19 protein-coding genes are annotated in these 17,006 nt (G+C 65.9%); 10 read left to right on the forward strand and 9 right to left on the reverse strand.

The annotated features are described in order from the left end of the window. Positions 1-410: 410 nt before the first annotated feature. Both N440_RS16700 and N440_RS16705 read right to left on the reverse strand, forming a co-directional pair. Positions 411-2,840: a DUF3772 domain-containing protein gene (locus N440_RS16700; RefSeq protein ID WP_133935780.1), complete on the reverse strand. Its 2,430-nt coding sequence runs from the start codon at positions 2,838-2,840 to the stop codon at positions 411-413. A gap of 87 nt (positions 2,841-2,927) precedes the next feature. Beyond that, positions 2,928-3,176: a hypothetical protein gene (locus N440_RS16705; RefSeq protein WP_006474562.1), complete on the reverse strand. Its 249-nt coding sequence runs from the start codon at positions 3,174-3,176 to the stop codon at positions 2,928-2,930. 182 nt (positions 3,177-3,358) lie between these two features. Here N440_RS16705 and N440_RS16710 point away from each other — a divergent pair, with 182 nt between their 5' ends. The 3 genes from N440_RS16710 to N440_RS16720 all read left to right on the forward strand — a co-directional run bounded on the left by N440_RS16710 (position 3,359) and on the right by N440_RS16720 (position 5,759). Further along, the gene (locus tag N440_RS16710) at positions 3,359-3,853 is read left to right on the forward strand and encodes a lipocalin family protein (protein WP_133935781.1); all 495 of its coding nucleotides are present in this window, start codon (positions 3,359-3,361) and stop codon (positions 3,851-3,853) included. A 12-nt stretch (positions 3,854-3,865) separates the two neighbouring features. Next, entirely contained in the window at positions 3,866-5,077 is a 1,212-nt protein-coding gene (locus N440_RS16715) for an FAD-dependent oxidoreductase (RefSeq protein ID WP_133935782.1), read from the forward strand. 202 nt (positions 5,078-5,279) lie between these two features. After that, on the forward strand, positions 5,280-5,759 hold the full coding sequence (locus N440_RS16720) for a hypothetical protein (protein WP_006474647.1): 480 nt from the start codon (positions 5,280-5,282) through the stop codon (positions 5,757-5,759). A gap of 127 nt (positions 5,760-5,886) precedes the next feature. Here the strand turns inward: N440_RS16720 and N440_RS16725 are convergent, their stop codons facing one another. Beyond that, positions 5,887-6,321, reverse strand: a complete 435-nt coding sequence (locus N440_RS16725) for a PepSY domain-containing protein (protein ID WP_133935783.1) — start codon at positions 6,319-6,321, stop codon at positions 5,887-5,889. Between the two features lie 145 nt (positions 6,322-6,466). Between N440_RS16725 and N440_RS16730 the strand changes: the two genes are divergently transcribed. From N440_RS16730 to N440_RS16740, 3 genes are read left to right on the forward strand one after another with little or no spacing between them, the layout of a single operon-like run. Further along, positions 6,467-6,757, forward strand: a complete 291-nt coding sequence (locus tag N440_RS16730; protein WP_133935784.1) for a PepSY domain-containing protein — start codon at positions 6,467-6,469, stop codon at positions 6,755-6,757. Further along, positions 6,757-7,416, forward strand: coding sequence for a response regulator transcription factor (locus tag N440_RS16735; protein ID WP_133935785.1), 660 nt, complete (start codon positions 6,757-6,759; stop codon positions 7,414-7,416). Before N440_RS16730 ends, N440_RS16735 begins: the two co-directional genes overlap by 1 nt. Beyond that, positions 7,413-8,741 carry a sensor histidine kinase gene (locus N440_RS16740; RefSeq protein ID WP_133935786.1) on the forward strand — a complete coding sequence of 443 codons (1,329 nt, stop codon included), beginning with the start codon at positions 7,413-7,415 and terminating at the stop codon, positions 8,739-8,741. The genes N440_RS16735 and N440_RS16740 overlap by 4 nt, the downstream gene beginning before the upstream one ends. Before the next feature lie 97 nt (positions 8,742-8,838). Here N440_RS16740 and N440_RS16745 read toward each other — a convergent pair whose 3' ends face one another. Together N440_RS16745 and speA are read right to left on the reverse strand one after the other, a co-directional pair. Then, positions 8,839-9,159, reverse strand: a complete 321-nt coding sequence (locus tag N440_RS16745) for a DUF6122 family protein (protein WP_133935787.1) — start codon at positions 9,157-9,159, stop codon at positions 8,839-8,841. A 36-nt stretch (positions 9,160-9,195) separates the two neighbouring features. After that, positions 9,196-11,085 (reverse strand): arginine decarboxylase, encoded by a 1,890-nt coding sequence (gene speA, locus N440_RS16750; RefSeq protein WP_133935788.1) that lies wholly within the window; start codon positions 11,083-11,085, stop codon positions 9,196-9,198. A 191-nt stretch (positions 11,086-11,276) separates the two neighbouring features. Between speA and speE the strand changes: the two genes are divergently transcribed. Continuing rightward, entirely contained in the window at positions 11,277-12,131 is an 855-nt protein-coding gene (gene speE, locus N440_RS16755; RefSeq protein ID WP_014648709.1) for a polyamine aminopropyltransferase, read from the forward strand. Between the two features lie 132 nt (positions 12,132-12,263). On the opposite strand, the gene N440_RS16760 is transcribed toward speE, so the two are convergent. Beyond that, complete coding sequence (locus N440_RS16760) at positions 12,264-13,169, reverse strand: aspartyl/asparaginyl beta-hydroxylase domain-containing protein (RefSeq protein WP_040009311.1); 906 nt, start codon at positions 13,167-13,169, stop codon at positions 12,264-12,266. Positions 13,170-13,603: 434 nt separating this feature from the next. Here N440_RS16760 and N440_RS16765 point away from each other — a divergent pair, with 434 nt between their 5' ends. Further along, complete coding sequence (locus tag N440_RS16765; protein ID WP_133935789.1) at positions 13,604-14,263, forward strand: RIO1 family regulatory kinase/ATPase; 660 nt, start codon at positions 13,604-13,606, stop codon at positions 14,261-14,263. 219 nt (positions 14,264-14,482) lie between these two features. Here the strand turns inward: N440_RS16765 and N440_RS16770 are convergent, their stop codons facing one another. Beyond that, the gene (locus N440_RS16770) at positions 14,483-14,821 is read right to left on the reverse strand and encodes a P-II family nitrogen regulator (RefSeq protein ID WP_005411374.1); all 339 of its coding nucleotides are present in this window, start codon (positions 14,819-14,821) and stop codon (positions 14,483-14,485) included. Between the two features lie 154 nt (positions 14,822-14,975). On the opposite strand from N440_RS16770, the gene N440_RS16775 reads away from it, so the two are divergent. Both N440_RS16775 and arr read left to right on the forward strand, forming a co-directional pair. Beyond that, positions 14,976-15,227, forward strand: a complete 252-nt coding sequence (locus tag N440_RS16775; protein ID WP_008268279.1) for an accessory factor UbiK family protein — start codon at positions 14,976-14,978, stop codon at positions 15,225-15,227. A 126-nt stretch (positions 15,228-15,353) separates the two neighbouring features. Beyond that, positions 15,354-15,788, forward strand: coding sequence for an NAD(+)--rifampin ADP-ribosyltransferase (gene arr, locus N440_RS16780; RefSeq protein WP_133935790.1), 435 nt, complete (start codon positions 15,354-15,356; stop codon positions 15,786-15,788). Here the strand turns inward: arr and N440_RS16785 are convergent. Next, positions 15,781-16,152, reverse strand: coding sequence for a DUF4279 domain-containing protein (locus N440_RS16785; protein ID WP_243831357.1), 372 nt, complete (start codon positions 16,150-16,152; stop codon positions 15,781-15,783). The genes arr and N440_RS16785 overlap by 8 nt on opposite strands. 217 nt (positions 16,153-16,369) lie before the next feature. Beyond that, positions 16,370-16,666, reverse strand: a complete 297-nt coding sequence (locus N440_RS16790) for a hypothetical protein (RefSeq protein ID WP_133935791.1) — start codon at positions 16,664-16,666, stop codon at positions 16,370-16,372. Positions 16,667-17,006 lie beyond the last annotated feature (340 nt).

Here is a 17,006-nt window from a genome sequence, read left to right on the forward strand (position 1 = left end):
CCATCCATGGGGGCTTGGCAGCCGCATCCATGCGGCTGACACCCCGCACTCCGGCACCGCCCCACCTCTGACAGATTCCTGCGGCTGTCGGTGGGTGTCGACCTTGGTCGACACTTCTGTCAGATATCGATAATCAAATTCGGATCAGATCTACCGTGTCGACCAAGGTCGACACCCACCAGAGCAGAACGCCGTTCCGACAGATCGCGGCCAACTGTCGAAGGCGGGGTGGGTCCGGTTGCGGGGGCGTGGGCCGCATGGATGCGGCGACCGAGCCTACATGGACGTATTTACGGCGTCCCCCGCAACCGGACCCACCCCGCCATCCCACGGAATGCACGCTGTTGCTGTTGCTGTTGCGTTTGCTCTAGCCCGTAGCGGGTGCAGGGCGCAGCCCTGCAAAGAAACCCCTACTCCTGCGGATCGCGGGTGATGTGGATGTCGGTCGGGGTCGACAGCGGAATGTTCCGCTCCGCCAGGATCTGCAACAGGCTGAAGTACAGATCGCTGCGGGTGGCATACACCTGCCGCGGGCTGGCCACGTACGCGAAACTGTTGATGGTGATCTGGCCGCCGGCAATGCTGTCGATGTAGACCGTCGGCGCCGGCTGCTTCAGCACGTTGGTATGCGCGGTATACGCATCCAGCAGCGCCTGGCGCAGATTGCCGACATCGGTGCTGGGCGGCACCGCGAACTGGATCTGGATGCGGCCCTGGTTGTTGCCCATCGTCATGTTGCGGATCGTCTTGGTGATCAGCTCCGAGTTCGGCACGATCAGCGTCGACCGGTCGCCCACCTGGATCTCGGTCGAGCGCACGTTGATGCGGCGGATGTCGCCCTCCTGGTCACCCAGCTTCACCCAGTCGCCGATCTTCACCGGGCGCTCGGCAAGCAGGATCAGGCCCGAGACGAAGTTCTGGATGATCGCCTGCAGGCCAAAACCGATACCCACCGACAACGCGCTGACCAGCAGCGCCAGGTTCTTCAGGTTCAGCCCCATCGCGGTAAGCGCCCAGAGGCACACCAGGATGATGCCGACGTAACCGGCGATGGTGCTGATCGAGTTGCGCGCGCCCAGATCCAGCTCGGTCTTGGGTAGATAGGTGTCGGTCAGCCAGCGCTGCAGCAGCTGGGTCAGCCCCATGCCTACCAGTAGCACCAGCACGCCGGTGACGATGCGGCCGGGCTGCAGCGTCAGGCCCTCGTTGATCTTGATGCCATTGGACAGCGAGGCGATGCGTTCGACGATCGTGCCGACATTGCCGAACGGCGCGGCCAGGGCCAGCAGGGCAACCAGCACCACCAGGGTCCGCAACATGGCCGACAGCAGCACGCCGGCCTGCTCCAGCCGCGACACGCTCAGCCCGGTACTGAGCAGGATGGTCTGGCCGACCTTGCTGTCAGCGTTGAGCATCCAGGTGCTCAGGTCATCGACGAACTTGAACAGCAACGTCGCCGCCAGCACCACGATGCTGCCACCGATCAACTGCTGGTTCACGAACTTGGCGAAATTCACGTAGCCCAGCAGCGTCGCGACAATGGCCGCCACCACCGCGATGTTGCCTGCCACGCGTGCCAGCACCAGCCAGCTGCTGCGTCGCACCGGCGTACTCGCGCCCACACCTTCGGCCTGCGCTTCCAGCTTGGCCTCGGCCTCGGCGGTCTGCCGCCGATGCAGGCGTGCCAGCGTCACCAGCATGGCCATGATCAGGCCCAGGTAGGTCAGCGCGATCACACCGTCCAGCGCCACCGTGGTGACATCGCTGGTGCGCGTGGCCCGGTCGATGGCGACCAGCACCGTGCTCAACCAGGCCAGCGCGGCCGCGCCCCAGGCATACTTGCGCAGCTTCAGCGCAGCGGTGTCATCCAGGTTCAGCAGCCGCCACGAGGGCCGCGACGGCACCAGCAGGCAGGCACTGAGCGCAGCGATGAACGCGGCGGCGAAGGTGGCCTGCTGCACGCCGTCGGCCACGTTCTGCAGGCGCGGCGCAATCGCACCGATGGCGTTGAGCGAGGCGATGAACACCACCACCGCATAGCCGGGCAGCAGCGTGCCCACCAGCAACAGCCACATGGCCAGGCCGGAACGGCGCAGGCGGCCATCGGGTGCACGGTCGGACGCAGCGAACTGCCGCCCCAGGCGGCGTAGCCACAACCGCAGCGGGAACATCATCACCAGCGCGGCAATCAGGCCCAGCACCGGCGTGCCCCAGCCATGGGTGCGGATGCCGGCGACGAACGCGTCGCGTCCCTGCTCGGCCAGCGGCGCAACGCGCGCGATATCGATCGGCAGGCGCTCGGCCACCTTGCTCCACAGCGCAGGCGACAGCGGCGAGGCGACCTTCTGGCCCAGTTCTTCCGTGCGTTGTGCGGTGCGCTGCTGCTCGATGTCCGCCGCCAGCTGCTGCGCACGCACGGCGCTGGCCTTGGCCTGCGCCACCGAAGCGGCCAGGCCGTCGCGCTGTTTAGTGAGGGTGCGCCGTTGCGTTGCCAGTTCCGGCGGTTCGGTCGTGCCTTCTGCCGGCGTCCCCAGCTGCGCCAGCTGTTCGTTGAGGCGGTCCAGCTGCGGCTGCAGGGACTTATCCAGCGCCTCGGCATCGCGCCGTGCCTGCGAGGCATTCTCGGACAGCATCGCCAGCGTCTCGATGGCTTCCGCATCGCCACGCTTGCGGTCGATCTCCTTCAGGCTGGAGTCGATATCCGCCAGCTGCTGCTTCGGCGTGGGGTCCTCGTCCTGCGCCAGCACCGGCGCGGACAGCAGGAAGACGCTGCACAGCAGCAGGGCCAGCCAGGGGCCCCGTGCACGGATCGATCGCAGGAAAGAAGACACGCCAGCCACACCGGTTCGCGCGGACCACCGCGCCTGCGCGCGACTATACGGCACCGCCGATAAAGGGCGGGTGGGCAGCCCCGGCAGCGTCGAGTGTCAGTACTTCAGGCGCAGCTCTTCCACGGTCGGCTGCTGCAGCGCGTACCAGTCCTGGAACTCTTCCTCGGTGATCTCGTCGGGCGCATACACCGCCACCGGGTGCCAGTCATGGTCGGTCGGCAACGGCTGGCGCGGGCCGGCGCGCAGGCTGTAACTCACGCCTTCGTAGTCGACCAGGTCATCGACCTGCGGCCACTGCTCGCGTGCGAACGCGGATTCACTCTTCAACAGGATCACCTGGTACATCGGCACCTCCACCTCGGTTGGATCAGGAAAACACGGCGCTGGCGGCAGGATACCGCCACGCCGATGACAACGCGCACTCCGCCGGGGCGACGGAACGTTCTGGACACGGCCATCGCCCCGGCTTCACCCGCCCATGGCAAGGCCATCGGCATCGTGGAGGCCCACCCCTGCCACCACCACCGATGACCGACCACCCACCGCTGAAGACCGTCGCCGACCTCAAGCTGCCCCGCTACCTGGGCACCTGGTACGAGATCGCGCGCCTGCCGATGCGCCACGAGCCGGAAGGCTGCACCGACGTGTCGGCGCACTACACCCTGCTCGACAGCGGCAACGTCGGCGTCACCAACCGCTGCCGCATGGACGGCGAGATCGAGGAGGCCAGTGGCGAGGCCTGTGCCGTCGACAACGACAGCGCGCGCCTGGAAGTGAGCTTCCTGCCCAAGGGCCTGCGCTGGCTGCCGTTCGCCAAGGGCGACTACTGGGTGATCCAGATCGCCCCGGACTACAGCGTGTCGCTGGTCGGCAGCCCGGATCGCAAGTACCTGTGGCTGCTGGCGCGCGAGCCGCGCCTGGACGCGACCGTGCAGGACCATTATCTGGCGGCCGCCCGCCTGCAGGGCTTCGATCTGTCCGAACTGATCCAGACCCCGCACACCGGCCGCCCCACTGCCTGAGCAACGCCGCGCATGGACCTGAAGAGTGGCTACCCGTGGTGGGCAGTACGCAACGGCCTGATCCACGCCTTCCCGCCGTTGCAGCAGGACGTGCGTTGCGACGTGCTGGTGGTCGGCGGCGGCATCACCGGCGCGCTGATCGCCGACGAGCTGTCCCATCACGGCCACGACGTTGCAGTGATCGAGCAGCGCGACATCGGCTGGGGCAGCACCGCCGCCAGCACCGCGCTGCTGCAGTACGAGATCGATACCCACCTGCTGGAACTGACCGAACGCTACGGGCAGGACGCCGCTGCACGGGCCTACCTCGCCTGTGCCGAGGCAATACCGGCGCTGGGCGAAGTGGCACGCGGCCTGAAGGACGTCGACTTCCGGCGCATGGACAGCCTGTACCTGGCCAGCCGCCATCGCGACGTGCCACGCCTGATGGCCGAGGGTGCCGCGCGGCGCGGCATCGGCCTGGATGCGCGTTGGCTGGGCCCGGAGGCGCTGCGGGAACGCTTCAACGTGGACGCCGGTGGTGCGCTGCTGACCCGCCAGGCGGCACGGGTCGACCCTTACCGGCTGACCTATGCGCTGCTGCAGCGCGTGCGCCGGCGTGGCGGCCACGTGCATGACCGTACCGTGCTGCACGCGCTCACGCCGGGCCCGCGAGGCGTGCGTGCGCTGACCGAGGCCGGCGCCACCGTCCACGCCCGCCACGTGGTGCTGGCCATGGGCTATGCCAACCAGCGCTGGCTCGAACAGCGGGTCGCACGCAACCGCAGCAGCTACGCCTTCATCACCGATCCGATCAATGCCGACATGCTGGGTCTGCTGCGCAACACGATGGTGTGGGAGAGCGCCCGCCCCTACCTGTACCTGCGCGCCACCGGCGACCGCCGCCTGCTGGTGGGCGGGCTGGACGACGCCATCGACATTCCCGCCCGGCGCGACCGGCGGGTAGAGCGCAAGGCCGACAAACTGATGAAACAGCTGCGGCATTGGTTCCCACGACTGGATCCGGTGCCGGCCTTCTCCTGGGCCGGCACCTTCGCCGAGACCGCGGACGGCCTGCCGTTCTTCGGCCCGCACGCGCAGTGGGGTCCCCGGGTTCATTTCGCCATGGCCTACGGCGGCAATGGCATCACCTACTCGATGATCGGCGCACAGCTGCTGCGGGCCCGCATCGAGCGGCGGAAGCATGCGCTGGAAGGGCTGTTCAGCTTTGAACGGTTGCCGTAGCGCCCGCCTCTTGTAGCGTCGAGCCATGCTCCACTGCTGTCGGCAGGAGCAGTCGAGCATGGCTCGACGCTACAGAGGCCGCAATCGAGCAGGCCCGGATCTACCGCAAGCGGCAGCCGACAGGCATCATTCAAGCAACCCCTGCTAGCGTCGGCCTGTACCGCCGCGTGTTGCGTGGCCACCTGTCCGCTGGAGCGCCGTCATGATCCGCCCCCTGACCCTGCTGCTGTGCCTGGCCCTGCCGGGAACCGTGCTGGCCCAGTCCGCTGCCGGCGCCACCGCGCCGCAGGCGGCCGGCCTGGACCTGTCGCTGCCGCAGGCGCCGATGCGCTACCTCAACGACCCGGCCCTGCAGCAGGACCCGCCTGGCACCTACTACGGCGACAAGAGCGGCCCGCGCGTGCACGACGACGCCAGGATCGCCGACGTGACCGACGACAAGGTCAAGGTATCCGGCAGCTTCACCACCGGCATCGGCTATTCCAAGAACGGCGGCAACAGCCACTACAACGCCGCCACGCTGAACCTCAGCAAGAACTACACCACCGATGAAGGCAAGACCCACGGGCTCAACCTCAACATCCACGTGAGTGAAGGCAAGGGCCCGGGCTTCTTCGGCCCCTATGGCGGCTACTACGGCCGCGGCCCGGGCTGGGATTACCCGCCGCCGTACGGCTGGTAACGCCGCGCGCGGGAGGCGGGCCGACCAGGGTCGGCCACTACCGGTGCATGTGACGGTGGGTGTCGACCTTGGTCGACACGCTTCTCCCCCGTGTGCCGACCAAGGTCGGCACCTACCGGCACGCGAATCAATCCAGCCAGCCATCACGCTCGCTGTGCAGGATGCGGCCGTCATAACCGCTCAGGCGCACCTCCACCTTCTGGTTGCGGGCATTGCGCGCTTCCAGCGACCAGGTCGCGCCGTCGCGTTCCAGCGAATGAATCTCGCGCAGGCCATGCGCCTGCGCGCGTGCCAGCACCTGCTCGGTGGTCAACAGCGCGCGGCTGCTGTGTTCATCAAAGATCTCGCCGGTCTTCGGGTCCACGTAGACCTCGCTGAAGCGGCCATCGGCGCGGCTGACATCCGCCTCCCACAAGCCATCATCGCGTTCGATCTCGTGGATCTGGGTGTAGCCGGCCTTGCGCAGGGCCTGTTCGACCTGGGCCATGCCCAGCGGTGCGGCCTGCGCGGCCGGTGCGATGGCCAGCAGGGCAACGGTGGCGAGGGTGAGCGACTTCAACATGGGGGTTCTCCTGTTCGTGGCCGGATCATTCCGGCAACGCCACGATGCAGGCCCCGGCTAACAGCGCCTTAGCCACGGCTGTTAGCCCGCTGTTAGTCATCCCCGCCACACTCGCGCCTGTTCCCCTCTTTCTTTCCGCACCCGCATGCTCGCCACCCTGCCCCTGCTGCTGGCCCTGGCCAACGCCCCGATCGCCGCCGCGCCCGTACAGGACCCGGCGCAGCAGGTCGCGCGCCGTGCCGTGCAGCAGGGCCGCTACGTACCACTGGAAAGCGTGGTGCGGGATGCACTCAGGCGCTACCCCGGCCAACTGCTGGAAGTGGAGCTGGACGACGGCGTCTACGAAGTGGAGATCCTGCGTGGCGACGGCGTGGTGGTGGAGCTGGACTATGATGCCCGCAGCGGAAAGCTGCTGAAGACGGAGCTGGACGACTGATGCGCATCCTGTTGGCTGAAGACGACGCCGCACTGGCACAACGCCTGCTGCCCCTGCTGGAGCAGGCCGGCTATGTGGTGGCAGTGGTCGCCGACGGTCGCCAGGCCGAAGAGATCGGCCAGATCGAGGACCTGCAGGCAGCCATCGTCGACCTCGGCCTGCCCGGGCTGGATGGACTGAGCGTGATCGAACGCTGGCGCGGCAATGGCCGCAGCTTCCCGGTGCTGGTGCTGACCGCGCGCGGGCGTTGGCACGACAAGCTGGCCGGCTTCGATGCCGGTGCCGACGATTACCTCACCAAACCGTTCCAGGCCGATGAACTGGTGCTGCGCCTGCGCGCCCTGATCCGCCGCAGCCGCGGCCACGCCAGCCCGCGCCTGCAGTGCGGCCCGTTGCAGTTGGACGTGAACGCCGGCCGCTTCGAACTGGACGGGCAGGCGCTGTCCCTCAGTCCGCAGGAGTTCCGCCTGCTCAGCTATTTCATCCATCACAGTGGGCAGGTGATCGGTCGCGATCGCCTGGGCGAGCAGGTGTTCGACGGCGGCCATGACCCGGACTCCAACGCATTGGACATGCTGCTCGGGCGCGTGCGCCGCAAGCTCGGCACCGAGCTGATCCAGACCGTGCGCGGCCAGGGTTGGCGGCTGGCCGTGCCGTGAGCCGGCAGGCGTCGCTGCGGCGCCGCCTGCTGCTGGCCGGCGGCGTCGGCCTGCTGCTGGTTTCGCTGCTGGCCAGTGCGCTGCTGGGCGAGCTGTTCAAGCGCAGCGCGCGTGACCGCCTCGACCACGAACTGCAGCAGGACATGCTGACCCTGCTGGCGCAGGCCGAAGTGGACCCGGAAGGGCAGCTGCGCCTGCGCCAGGAACCGAATGACGCGCGCTTCCAGCGCGTTTTCTCCGGCACGTACTGGCAGATCGCCGGGGCCGATGGCCGCGTGCTGCTGCAATCGCGCTCACTGTGGGACGAAACCCTGCCGACTACGGCCGCTGGGGCAGCCACGCGCAATCTGGCTGGGCCTCTGCAGCAATCGCTGCGCGCACGCGTGCAACAGGTACGCCTGCCCCGCGCCAGCGAGCCCTTCGTGGCCGTGGTCGCCGCCGACCGCAGCGCGCTGGATGCGGATGTCGCCGCATTCCGCCAGCGTACCGCCATCGCGCTGGGGGTTCTGGTGGCGGCCTGGCTGGCAGTGCTGGCCAGCCAGGTGCACTTCGGCCTGCGTCCGTTGCATCGCCTCGGTGCACAGCTGGAACGGGTGCGACGCGGCGACGCGCAGCGCATCGAGACACGTGGGTTGGGCGCAGAAGTCGCGCCGTTGGGCGAAGAACTCAACGCGCTGCTGGACCACCAGCAACGCATGGTCGCGCGCGCGCGCACCAGTGCACAGGATCTGGCGCATGCGTTGAAAACCCCCTTGAGCGTGTTGGGTGCCGAAGCCGAAGGCACCGGTAGCGAGTGGCGCGCCACCATCCGCGAGCAGGGCGCGCGCATGCAGGCCAGCGTTGATCGCTACCTGGCGACCGGGCTGGCCGCCGACCACCGACAGCGCACCGACGTGGCAACAGCCGCGCAGGCCATGTGCCGGTTGATGGAGCGCGTGCATGGCAACGACGGCATCTCATTCACGGCCCACGATATCGATCCGGCGCTGCAGTTCGCCGGTGCCAGTGCGGACCTGGAGGAGATGCTGGGAAATCTGCTGGACAACGCCGGCAAGTGGGCGAAGCAGCAGGTCAGCCTCAAGGCGGACGCCATCGATGGGCAGTTGCGCATCGAAGTACGCGACGACGGCCCCGGCCTGGCTGCAGAAGCGCTGGAACGGGTCACCCAGCGTGGTGTACGGCTGGATGAGCGCGAAGGCAGCAGCGGATTGGGGTTGGCGATCGTGGGGGATATCGCCGCCAGTTATGGCGGGCGGTTGGCACTGGAAAATGCACAGCCGGGATTGCGAGCCACGTTGTGGTTGCCGGGCATTACCCAGCGGTAGGTGCCGACCAAGGTCGGCATCCACCAAAGCAGTCCGTCAGTTCCGTCGATGATCATGCGCCCGGTAGGTGTCGACCTTGGTCGACACGCACCCAGCATCAACGGTGATGCATCCACCAGCAGTCGATCGCGTCCAGCACGATGTGGATCATCAAGCCGATGCCAAACAGCCGCGTCTTCCTCGGCACGCACAGACCGGCATAGACCGCGATGGCCGGCGCGGTGTGCAACGGGTGGAAGCCGATGCTGCAGCGGTTCGGCGCATAGATCGGATCGGCCAGCAGGTGGTCCAGATCGATGATCCAGCCCAGCAGCATCAGCAGCCACGCCGAGGCGAAGCGCTTGCGCCAGAACAGCCATGCCAGCAGGGCTGGCACGGCGGCATGCAGGAACAGGTGGAAGATCGCGCGTGCGCTCATCGGCAACGGTGGCGCCAGGCAGGCCCGGCGCGCCCCTTACACCAGCGGTTCGTCGGACAGGTAGGTGTAACCGGTCAGGCCGGCTTCCAGCGCGTCCGACAGTTCCTGCGCACGTTCCGGCGACAGCTGGGCTTCGGCCACGCGCTGCGCATAGGTCGCACGCAGTTCGTCCAGGCGGTAGCCCACGTAGTCCAGCATCACGTCGGTGGTATCGCCACGGCGCTGCTGGGTGATGGCATAGCCATCGGCATCGGCCAGCACTTCCACCGCGTCGGTGTCGCCGAACAGGTTGTGGATGTCGCCCAGGATTTCCTGGTAGGCGCCGACCATGAAGAAACCGATGCGATAGCTCTCGCCCGGCTTCATCTTGTGCAGCGGCAGCGAGCTGTCCAGGCTCTCGTTCTCGACATAGGTTTCCACCATGCCGTCCGAGTCACAGGTCATGTCGGCGATGATGCCGCGACGGTCCGGGGTTTCGTCCAGGCGCTCGATCGGCACGATCGGGAACACCTGGTCGATCGCCCACACGTCCGGGATCGATTCGAACACGCTGAAGTTGACGAAGTACTTGTCGACCAGGCGCTCGTTCAGTTCGTCCAGCACCGGGCGGTGGCTCTTCTCGTCGTAGCTCAGGCGCGCACGCACGCCGTGGGCGATGGCGTAGAACAGATCGTCGATGCGCGCACGCTGCGGCAGGTCGATCTGGCCCAGCGCATAGCTGGCCAGGCCTTCGGCGTGGAAGTGCTGCGCTTCCTGGAACAGTTCCACCGCCGGGCGCACGTCCAGCTCGTCGTGGATCTCGCGCAGGTGGCGGATCGCCGCCGGCTCGTCGTCGTGCTGGTCCGGCACGCGGCCTTCCTGCGCCTCTTCCACTTCCGAGACGTTCGCGATCAGCACCGCGTGGTGCGCGGTCATCGCGCGGCCGCACTCGGTAACGATGCGCGGCGGGGTCAGGCCGAACTCTTCGCAGGCATTGGCCAGCGGCTGCACGATGTTGCTGGCGTAGGAATGCAGGCCGTAGTTGATCGAGCAGAAGCTGCGCGAACGGGTGCCTTCGTAATCCACGCCCAGGCCACCGCCCACGTCGACGTGGGTGATCTTCGCGCCCAGGCGCGACAGCTCCACGAAGTAGCGGGTGGCTTCGCGCATGCCGTTGGCGATGTCGCGCACGTTGGAGATCTGCGAGCCCATGTGGAAGTGCAGCAGGTTCAGGCAGTCGGCGTACTCGGTGTCACGCAGCGACTTCCACAGGTCCAGCAGCTGGCGCGGCGACAGGCCGAACTTGGCCTTGTCGCCACCGCTGTTCTGCCACTTGCCGGCGCCCAGCGAGGCCAGGCGCATGCGCACGCCCAGGCCCGGCTTCACGTCCAGCGCCTTGGACTCTTCCAGCACCAGCTTCAGCTCGGACGGCTTCTCGATGACGATGAAGGTCTGCAGGCCCAGCTTGCGGCCGATCAGGGCCAGGCGGATGTACTCGCGGTCCTTGTAGCCGTTGCAGACGATCAGGCCACCCGGGCGCGACAGCGCCAGCACGGCCATCAGCTCGGGCTTGCTGCCCGCTTCCAGGCCGAAGCCCTCGCCATGGTGGCTGGCCAGGGTGCCGGCCACGCCACGGGTCTGGTTGACCTTGATCGGGTACACGGCGGTGTAGCCGCCACTGTATTCCCAGTCCTGCTGGGCCTGGCCGAAGGCCGCCTGCAGCTTGCCCAGGCGCTGGCCGAGGATGTCCGGGAAGCGCACCAGCAGCGGCAGCTTGGCCCCCGCCGCGCGCGCCGCATCGACCACCTTGGGCAGCGACACCACCGGGCCGTCCGCCCCGGTCGGTCTCACCACCATGTGCCCGGCCTGATCCACGTCGAAGTAACCGTCCGCCCAATGCGGGATCGAGTAGGTCTTGCGGGCTTGGTCGAGGGACCAATCGGTCATTTCAGTCGGCCTTGTTGGCAATAAAAGGGGGGGCATGATAACGCCTATATGCCCACAGGTTCGTTATCATGCGCGCCCGCGCCCGTGACAGGTTCCAACCTGAACGGGCCGATCCGTCCGGATGTGGCATCTGTGCCACGCGGCCCCGCCCGCCAGCCCGGCTTCACCCCTCCGAACAGGACTGTTTTCCAATGACTGACAGCAACAACTGGTACATCGAACACTTCGAGCGCACCGGCTCGGCCATCGGCTATCGCATCACCGGCAAGCTGGACGAGGTGCAGTCGCCGTTCCAGAAGATCGAGATCTTCCAGACCACCGACTGGGGCAACCTGATGACCATCGACGGGGCCATCATGCTGACCAGCAAGGACAACTTCTTCTACCACGAGATGATCAGCCACCCGGTGCTGTTCACCCACGCCGCGCCCAAGCGCGTGGTGATCATCGGCGGTGGCGACTGCGGCACCCTGCGCGAAGTGCTCAAGCACAGCGGCGTGGAGAGCGTGACCCAGTGCGATATCGACGAGCAGGTCACGGTGATGGCGCGCAAGCACTTCCCGGAACTGTGCGACTCCAACGACGACGCCCGCGCCGAGCTGCTGTTCGACGACGGCGTGGCCTACATGGCCAACTGCCCGGCCGGCAGCGTGGACGTGGTGATCGTCGATTCGACCGATCCGGTCGGCCCGGGTGAAGGCCTGTTCAATAAGGCCTTCTACGAGAGCTGCTTCAAGGCCCTGAAGGACGACGGCATCCTGGTGCAGCAGTCCGAGTCGCCGCTGATGCAGCTGGACCTGATCAACGAGATGCGCACCGAGATGGGCAAGGCCGGCTTCGGTTCGTTCAAGACCCTGCCGTTCCCGCAGCCGTGCTACCCCACCGGCTGGTGGAGCGTGACCATGGCGCGCAAGGGCGACAGCAGCTTCGACTTCCGCCAGGCCGACTCGGCCGCCAAGACCTTCAACACCCTGTACTACACCGCCGCGCTGCACACCGGCGTGCTGGTGACCCCGCCGTTCGTGCAGGCGGCGCTGAAGGGTTGATCCAACAAAAAACCCGCGCTGGCAACAGCGCGGGTTTCTGCCTTCTGTAGAGTCGAGCCATGCTCGACTGCTCTTCTGCGGGGCTACTGCAATCTGACTGAAATGCAGTCGAGCATGGCTCGACTCTACAATTCAGAGCGCCCAGATACCGGCAATCACCGCCACCACCAGGCCCCACTTGATCAGCTGGTAGGCCACCACGCTGCGCTCGCGCAGTGCCTTGGCCTTCAGCCGCACCTTGTACACGCTGCCGAACGCCTTGTTGACGCCACCGGTCGGGTCGCCCGGCAGGTTCGGCGACGCACCACCGGCCAGCAGCGTAGCCGCCACCGCACGATTGAACAGGCCGGGCAGGCCGAAGTGCAGCGGACGGGCGATGTCGCAGAACAGGATCACACGGTCATCCGGCGTCTCGTTGTGCGCATGGTGGATGTAGGTCTCGTCGAACATCATCCACTCACCATCGCGCCAGCTCTTCTTGATGCCGTCCACTTCGATGTAGCAGCCGTCGTTGTTCGGCGTGGCCAGGCCCAGGTGCAGGCGCAGCGAACCGGCGAACGGATCGCGGTGCGGGCGCAGTTCACTGCCCGACGGCAGCTGCGCGAACATCGCCGCGCGCACGTCCGGCAGCGATTCCAGCAGTGCGGTGGTCTTGGGGCACATCGCCTTCGCCGACGGGTGCGACGGGCCGTACCACTTCAGGTAGAAGCGCTTCCAGCCACGACGGAAGAACGAGTTGAAGCCAGCGTCGTTGAACGTGCTGGAGGCAGCGATCTTCTGCGCATCGCGCAGCGCCAGTGCCTCATCGCGGATCATCTGCCAGTTCTGGCGCAGCGGCTCCAGCTGCGGGAACTCCTTGGCCGGGTCCAGGAACGGCGTGGTCGGCACCTTCGAGAACATGTACATGACCACGTTGATGGGGGCCATGAAACTGGAGTGGTCCAGCAACTGGCGCGACCAGCGCGCGCGGACCTTGCCACGGAAGTGGATGTACAGCACGCAGGCCACGAACAGCGCTGCAATGACGATTTTGATGATCAAAGCACTTTCCTCCAGCCGCGGCCGGAACGGGAAACGGGGCGATGCACGGCCTGGCGGCCAGCACCGGTGGGAGCGCGGCAGGGGACGGGGACGTGCCGGAGGGGGCGGCCGCCGATGTCGCGGGTTAACAGCTTATGGTCGGCAGCGCGTGCGTCGGGGTCAAGCCGGGCGTGCGTCGCGTTCAGCGCGCCGCCGATGAATGGGCCAGAAGTGCGCCCAACCTGTTGATCCAACAGGATGATCCGCATAAGTGAGACACAATTGTCCGATTCTGCGTGACGAACTGTTCCAGCCACGACCCCGACATTTCTCCGACAAATCGTCGATTAGCGAACTGGCGAGTACTAAAATTAACGAATGCTTAGTAACTTCCTGTAACACCGGTTCGCTTGACGCTTTGCGCCACCCACCGGGTCGACCGAGACCCCGACATGTATCTCCCTGCACTGCCCCCCTCCTCCTGCGGCGATGACGCCGCGGCGCCGCTGCTGCTCAAGCGCGGCAAACGCTTCCTGGCCCCCGACGTCTACCGCACCTGCCTGGACGGGCGCGAAGCGGTCATAAAGGACTACTCCCGCTACCGCGGCACCCCGGTTTCACTGATCGCCCGGCTGATGGTTCGCCGTGAAGCGCGCATGCTGCAGCGCCTCGGCGGCTGGAAACACGCCCCGGCCCTGCTCGGCACCCTCGGTGGCCTGGCACTGGGCATGGAATTCATTCCCGGCCAGACCCTCAGCACCGCGCAGGCCGTCGGCAACGACGTGTTCGAGCAGCTGCAGCACGCGCTCAGCCGCCTGCACGCAGCCGGCATCACCCACAACGACCTGCATGGCACCAATGTGGTGGTCAGTAGCGGCGTGCCGGTGCTGCTGGACTTCACCTCGGCCTGGCGCGTACCCCGCTGGCTGCGCCGCGGCCCGCTGAGCCGGCAGATGCGCCGCAGCGACATGAAGAACCTGCTGAAGATCCGCCAGCGCGTGACCGGCCAGGCGCCGAGCGCCGCGCAGGCCGCGCTGGTGGCCGACCCGGGCTGGGTGGCGGCGGTGCGCCAGGGCTGGAAGCGGTTCTACAGGTGGGCAAAGCGCCGGTAAATGCTTTGTTTTGGTAGGGGTCGAGCTTGCTCGACCGCTTTACCGCTCTTTGTAGAGTCGAGCTTGCTCGACCGCTTTACCGCTCTTTGTAGAGTCGAGCTTGCTCGACTGCTTTACCGCTCTTTGTAGAGTCGAGCTTGCTCGACTGCTCTGCGCTTCAGTCGAGCAAGCTCGACTCTACAAAAGCCGCTTTACAGCCCGAATACGCACAAAACCGGGTTACAACGCGTCCGCGTCCAACTCACCGGTACGAATACGCACCACGCTGCCCAGGTCGTAGACAAACACCTTGCCGTCACCAATCTTGCCGGTACCCGCAGCTTTCACGATGGCCTCAACCACCGCCTCCACCTGGTCATCGGTCACTGCCACTTCCAGCTTCACCTTCGGCAGGAAATCGACCACGTACTCCGCACCACGGTACAGCTCGGTATGGCCCTTCTGGCGCCCAAAGCCCTTCACTTCCGTCACCGTGATCCCGGTAACCCCACGCTCGGCCAGCGCTTCGCGCACGTCGTCGAGCTTGAACGGCTTGATCACCGCCATGACCATCTTCATCGTCTGTCTCCTGTCTTCCGGCGTGGAGGATAGCGCCTGAACGCGGCCCGTGCGAAGCCGCTGCGGCCTGTCCGGGCAGCGGGTGCCGGCAGTATCCTTGTGCCGATTGGCCTGCCCGCGCCGGATGCACGGGCCCACCCCCACGGAGCACCCCATGATCGACCTGAACCACATCGATGACCTCGCCCGTCGCCTCAGCGACCTGGTGCCGCCGGGCCTGCGCGAATCGCGCGAGGAACTGCAGGCCACCTTCAAGAGCGCGCTGCAGGCCGGCCTGGCCAAGCTCGATCTGGTCACCCGCGAGGAGTTCGAAGTGCAGCGCGCCGTGCTGCTGAAGACCCGCGAAAAACTGGACGCGCTGGAAACGGCCGTGCGCGAACTGGAAGGGCGCGGCACCGCAGAATGAAAAAAGGAGGCGCACCGCGCCTCCCACTTACAGAGTATTTCGCGGATGGGGCCTTGCCGCAAGGCCTACCGGGCGCCCTAGACTCGCCGGCCTGTCGATCCGGCAGGACACGAAGGGGCAGTGCTGATGGCACAGGACACCGAATGGAGACCCGTTTCGCATGACACCTGTGACCAGGTGGCCGGGCCGTTCTATCACGGCACCCGCGCAGACCTCGCGGTGGGCGAGCTGCTGAGTGCGGGCTTTCGCTCCAACTATCGCGACAGCGTGGTGATGAACCACATCTACTTCACTACGGTTGCCAAGGGCGCCGGGTTGGCTGCGGAGATGGCCCGGGGCGAAGGCAGGCCGCGCGTGTATGTGGTGGAGCCGACCGGGCCGTTTGAGGACGACCCGAATGTCACCAACAAGAAGTTTCCGGGGAACCCGACGCGGTCGTATCGCAGTGCGCAGCCGTTGCGGATTGTGGGGGAGATTACGGAATGGGAGCTCTACGACGCGGAGTTCGTTCGGCAGTTGAAGGCGTTTGTTGCTTCGGGGAGTGGGGAAATCATCAACTGATGGCCTCCGGGCGCGGAACGTTGCGCTCTTCTTCATCGGCATCGTAGATGTCCAGCCCGAGCTCGATGCCGCGCTGCCCCAAGGCAAGCAGCGCGCGGGGCGAAAGCGAGACGCCATCGTTGCTGCTGCCCATGAAGAGACCGCAGAACAGGTCAGGTCGGAAGCGCGCCAATGACTGCCATACGGCGAGATCGCCTGTGAGTTGATCGAGGATTTCGAAGATCTGCGCTTCCAGATCTTCAGGCTCACGACGAGGAGCACTGAGTCGCCAGCTACCGGTCCTGGCGATGCGCAGGGCGCCTGATTGGCTGGCTGTAAGTTTCTGGCCCTTGTGATGCGACGCGGTCGGAGTCGCCCCGAGCATGACAGAGATTTCATCGGGCAGAAGGTCGTCCCCCGAATAATCGGAGGGTTACCAGGGAATGATCGATTGCTGCCAAGGGAATCCAGTTGTCCTTTCGGAATCTCTTCCAATCCACACGCCTCATCGGCGTCAGGTCAGCTATCGGCCCAAAGCCGACGCTCAGCTCCGGAACCAAGCGGGCTCGGCTTGAATGAATTGTTAGGTCGCTGTCCTAGGCTCAAGTTGTAGAAGCGACCCACGACCAGTCACCACCAGTTACTACGAATATTTCTGACTTGAACTTACGAGAAGTGAAGGCTACCCGTACATTGTCCCGGATGTGTCCACATACCTTAGAGGCGCTGGCTCCATCAAAGAAACCCATGACTGATGTAGTTGGAACCACATCATTTCCGCCTTGGTTGTTCTTCTGAACCTTCCTCAGCCCGAGCTTTTCAAGATCAGCATATGCATTTTGGTAGTCTTGGCTAGACGCACCTTTGAGGTCAAATGTGCAGAAGACGAGGTAGCTCATTGTTTTTCCCCTGTGAATATTGACTGGCGAGATTGATCGCCACCGGTTCCCGCCTACTAGGCTCGCAGCCCGCGACAATCCCCGCGCTGCGTCCTAACTATCTAACAGCCGGGTCCTTGGCCCCCGTTGTACTACTTATTCACATCGAAACGCGTGGCGCACTATTGCCCTGACACGACTCGTCCTGAGGGCGGCTGGGCTTGCCCGAACAAGCCAACTTACGACCGGACCGAGCAGAGGGCTCAGTGACCACCGCAACGCGGATCCTGTGAAACTTCAGATGCCCGCCTTGGCTCGAACGTAGACATTAGCGTAAGTCCCGGCTAGACGACCATTGCCA

This window comes from Stenotrophomonas sp. CC22-02 (assembly GCF_004365115.1).
Classification (GTDB): domain Bacteria; phylum Pseudomonadota; class Gammaproteobacteria; order Xanthomonadales; family Xanthomonadaceae; genus Stenotrophomonas; species Stenotrophomonas forensis.

Bases quoted from the DNA above. Each gene is read 5' to 3' on its own strand.
- N440_RS16705 (WP_006474562.1), bottom strand. From the start codon at position 3,176: ATGTACCAGGTGATCCTGTTGAAGAGTGAATCCGCGTTCGCACGCGAG.
- N440_RS16710 (WP_133935781.1), top strand. From the start codon at position 3,359: ATGACCGACCACCCACCGCTGAAGACCGTCGCCGACCTCAAGCTGCCC.
- N440_RS16715 (WP_133935782.1), top strand. From the start codon at position 3,866: ATGGACCTGAAGAGTGGCTACCCGTGGTGGGCAGTACGCAACGGCCTG.
- N440_RS16720 (WP_006474647.1), top strand. From the start codon at position 5,280: ATGATCCGCCCCCTGACCCTGCTGCTGTGCCTGGCCCTGCCGGGAACC.
- N440_RS16725 (WP_133935783.1), bottom strand. From the start codon at position 6,321: ATGTTGAAGTCGCTCACCCTCGCCACCGTTGCCCTGCTGGCCATCGCA.
- N440_RS16730 (WP_133935784.1), top strand. From the start codon at position 6,467: ATGCTCGCCACCCTGCCCCTGCTGCTGGCCCTGGCCAACGCCCCGATC.
- N440_RS16735 (WP_133935785.1), top strand. From the start codon at position 6,757: ATGCGCATCCTGTTGGCTGAAGACGACGCCGCACTGGCACAACGCCTG.
- N440_RS16745 (WP_133935787.1), bottom strand. From the start codon at position 9,159: ATGAGCGCACGCGCGATCTTCCACCTGTTCCTGCATGCCGCCGTGCCA.
- speA (WP_133935788.1), bottom strand. From the start codon at position 11,085: ATGACCGATTGGTCCCTCGACCAAGCCCGCAAGACCTACTCGATCCCG.
- speE (WP_014648709.1), top strand. From the start codon at position 11,277: ATGACTGACAGCAACAACTGGTACATCGAACACTTCGAGCGCACCGGC.
- N440_RS16765 (WP_133935789.1), top strand. From the start codon at position 13,604: ATGTATCTCCCTGCACTGCCCCCCTCCTCCTGCGGCGATGACGCCGCG.
- N440_RS16770 (WP_005411374.1), bottom strand. From the start codon at position 14,821: ATGAAGATGGTCATGGCGGTGATCAAGCCGTTCAAGCTCGACGACGTG.
- N440_RS16775 (WP_008268279.1), top strand. From the start codon at position 14,976: ATGATCGACCTGAACCACATCGATGACCTCGCCCGTCGCCTCAGCGAC.
- arr (WP_133935790.1), top strand. From the start codon at position 15,354: ATGGCACAGGACACCGAATGGAGACCCGTTTCGCATGACACCTGTGAC.
- N440_RS16785 (WP_243831357.1), bottom strand. From the start codon at position 16,152: ATGCTCGGGGCGACTCCGACCGCGTCGCATCACAAGGGCCAGAAACTT.
- N440_RS16790 (WP_133935791.1), bottom strand. From the start codon at position 16,666: ATGAGCTACCTCGTCTTCTGCACATTTGACCTCAAAGGTGCGTCTAGC.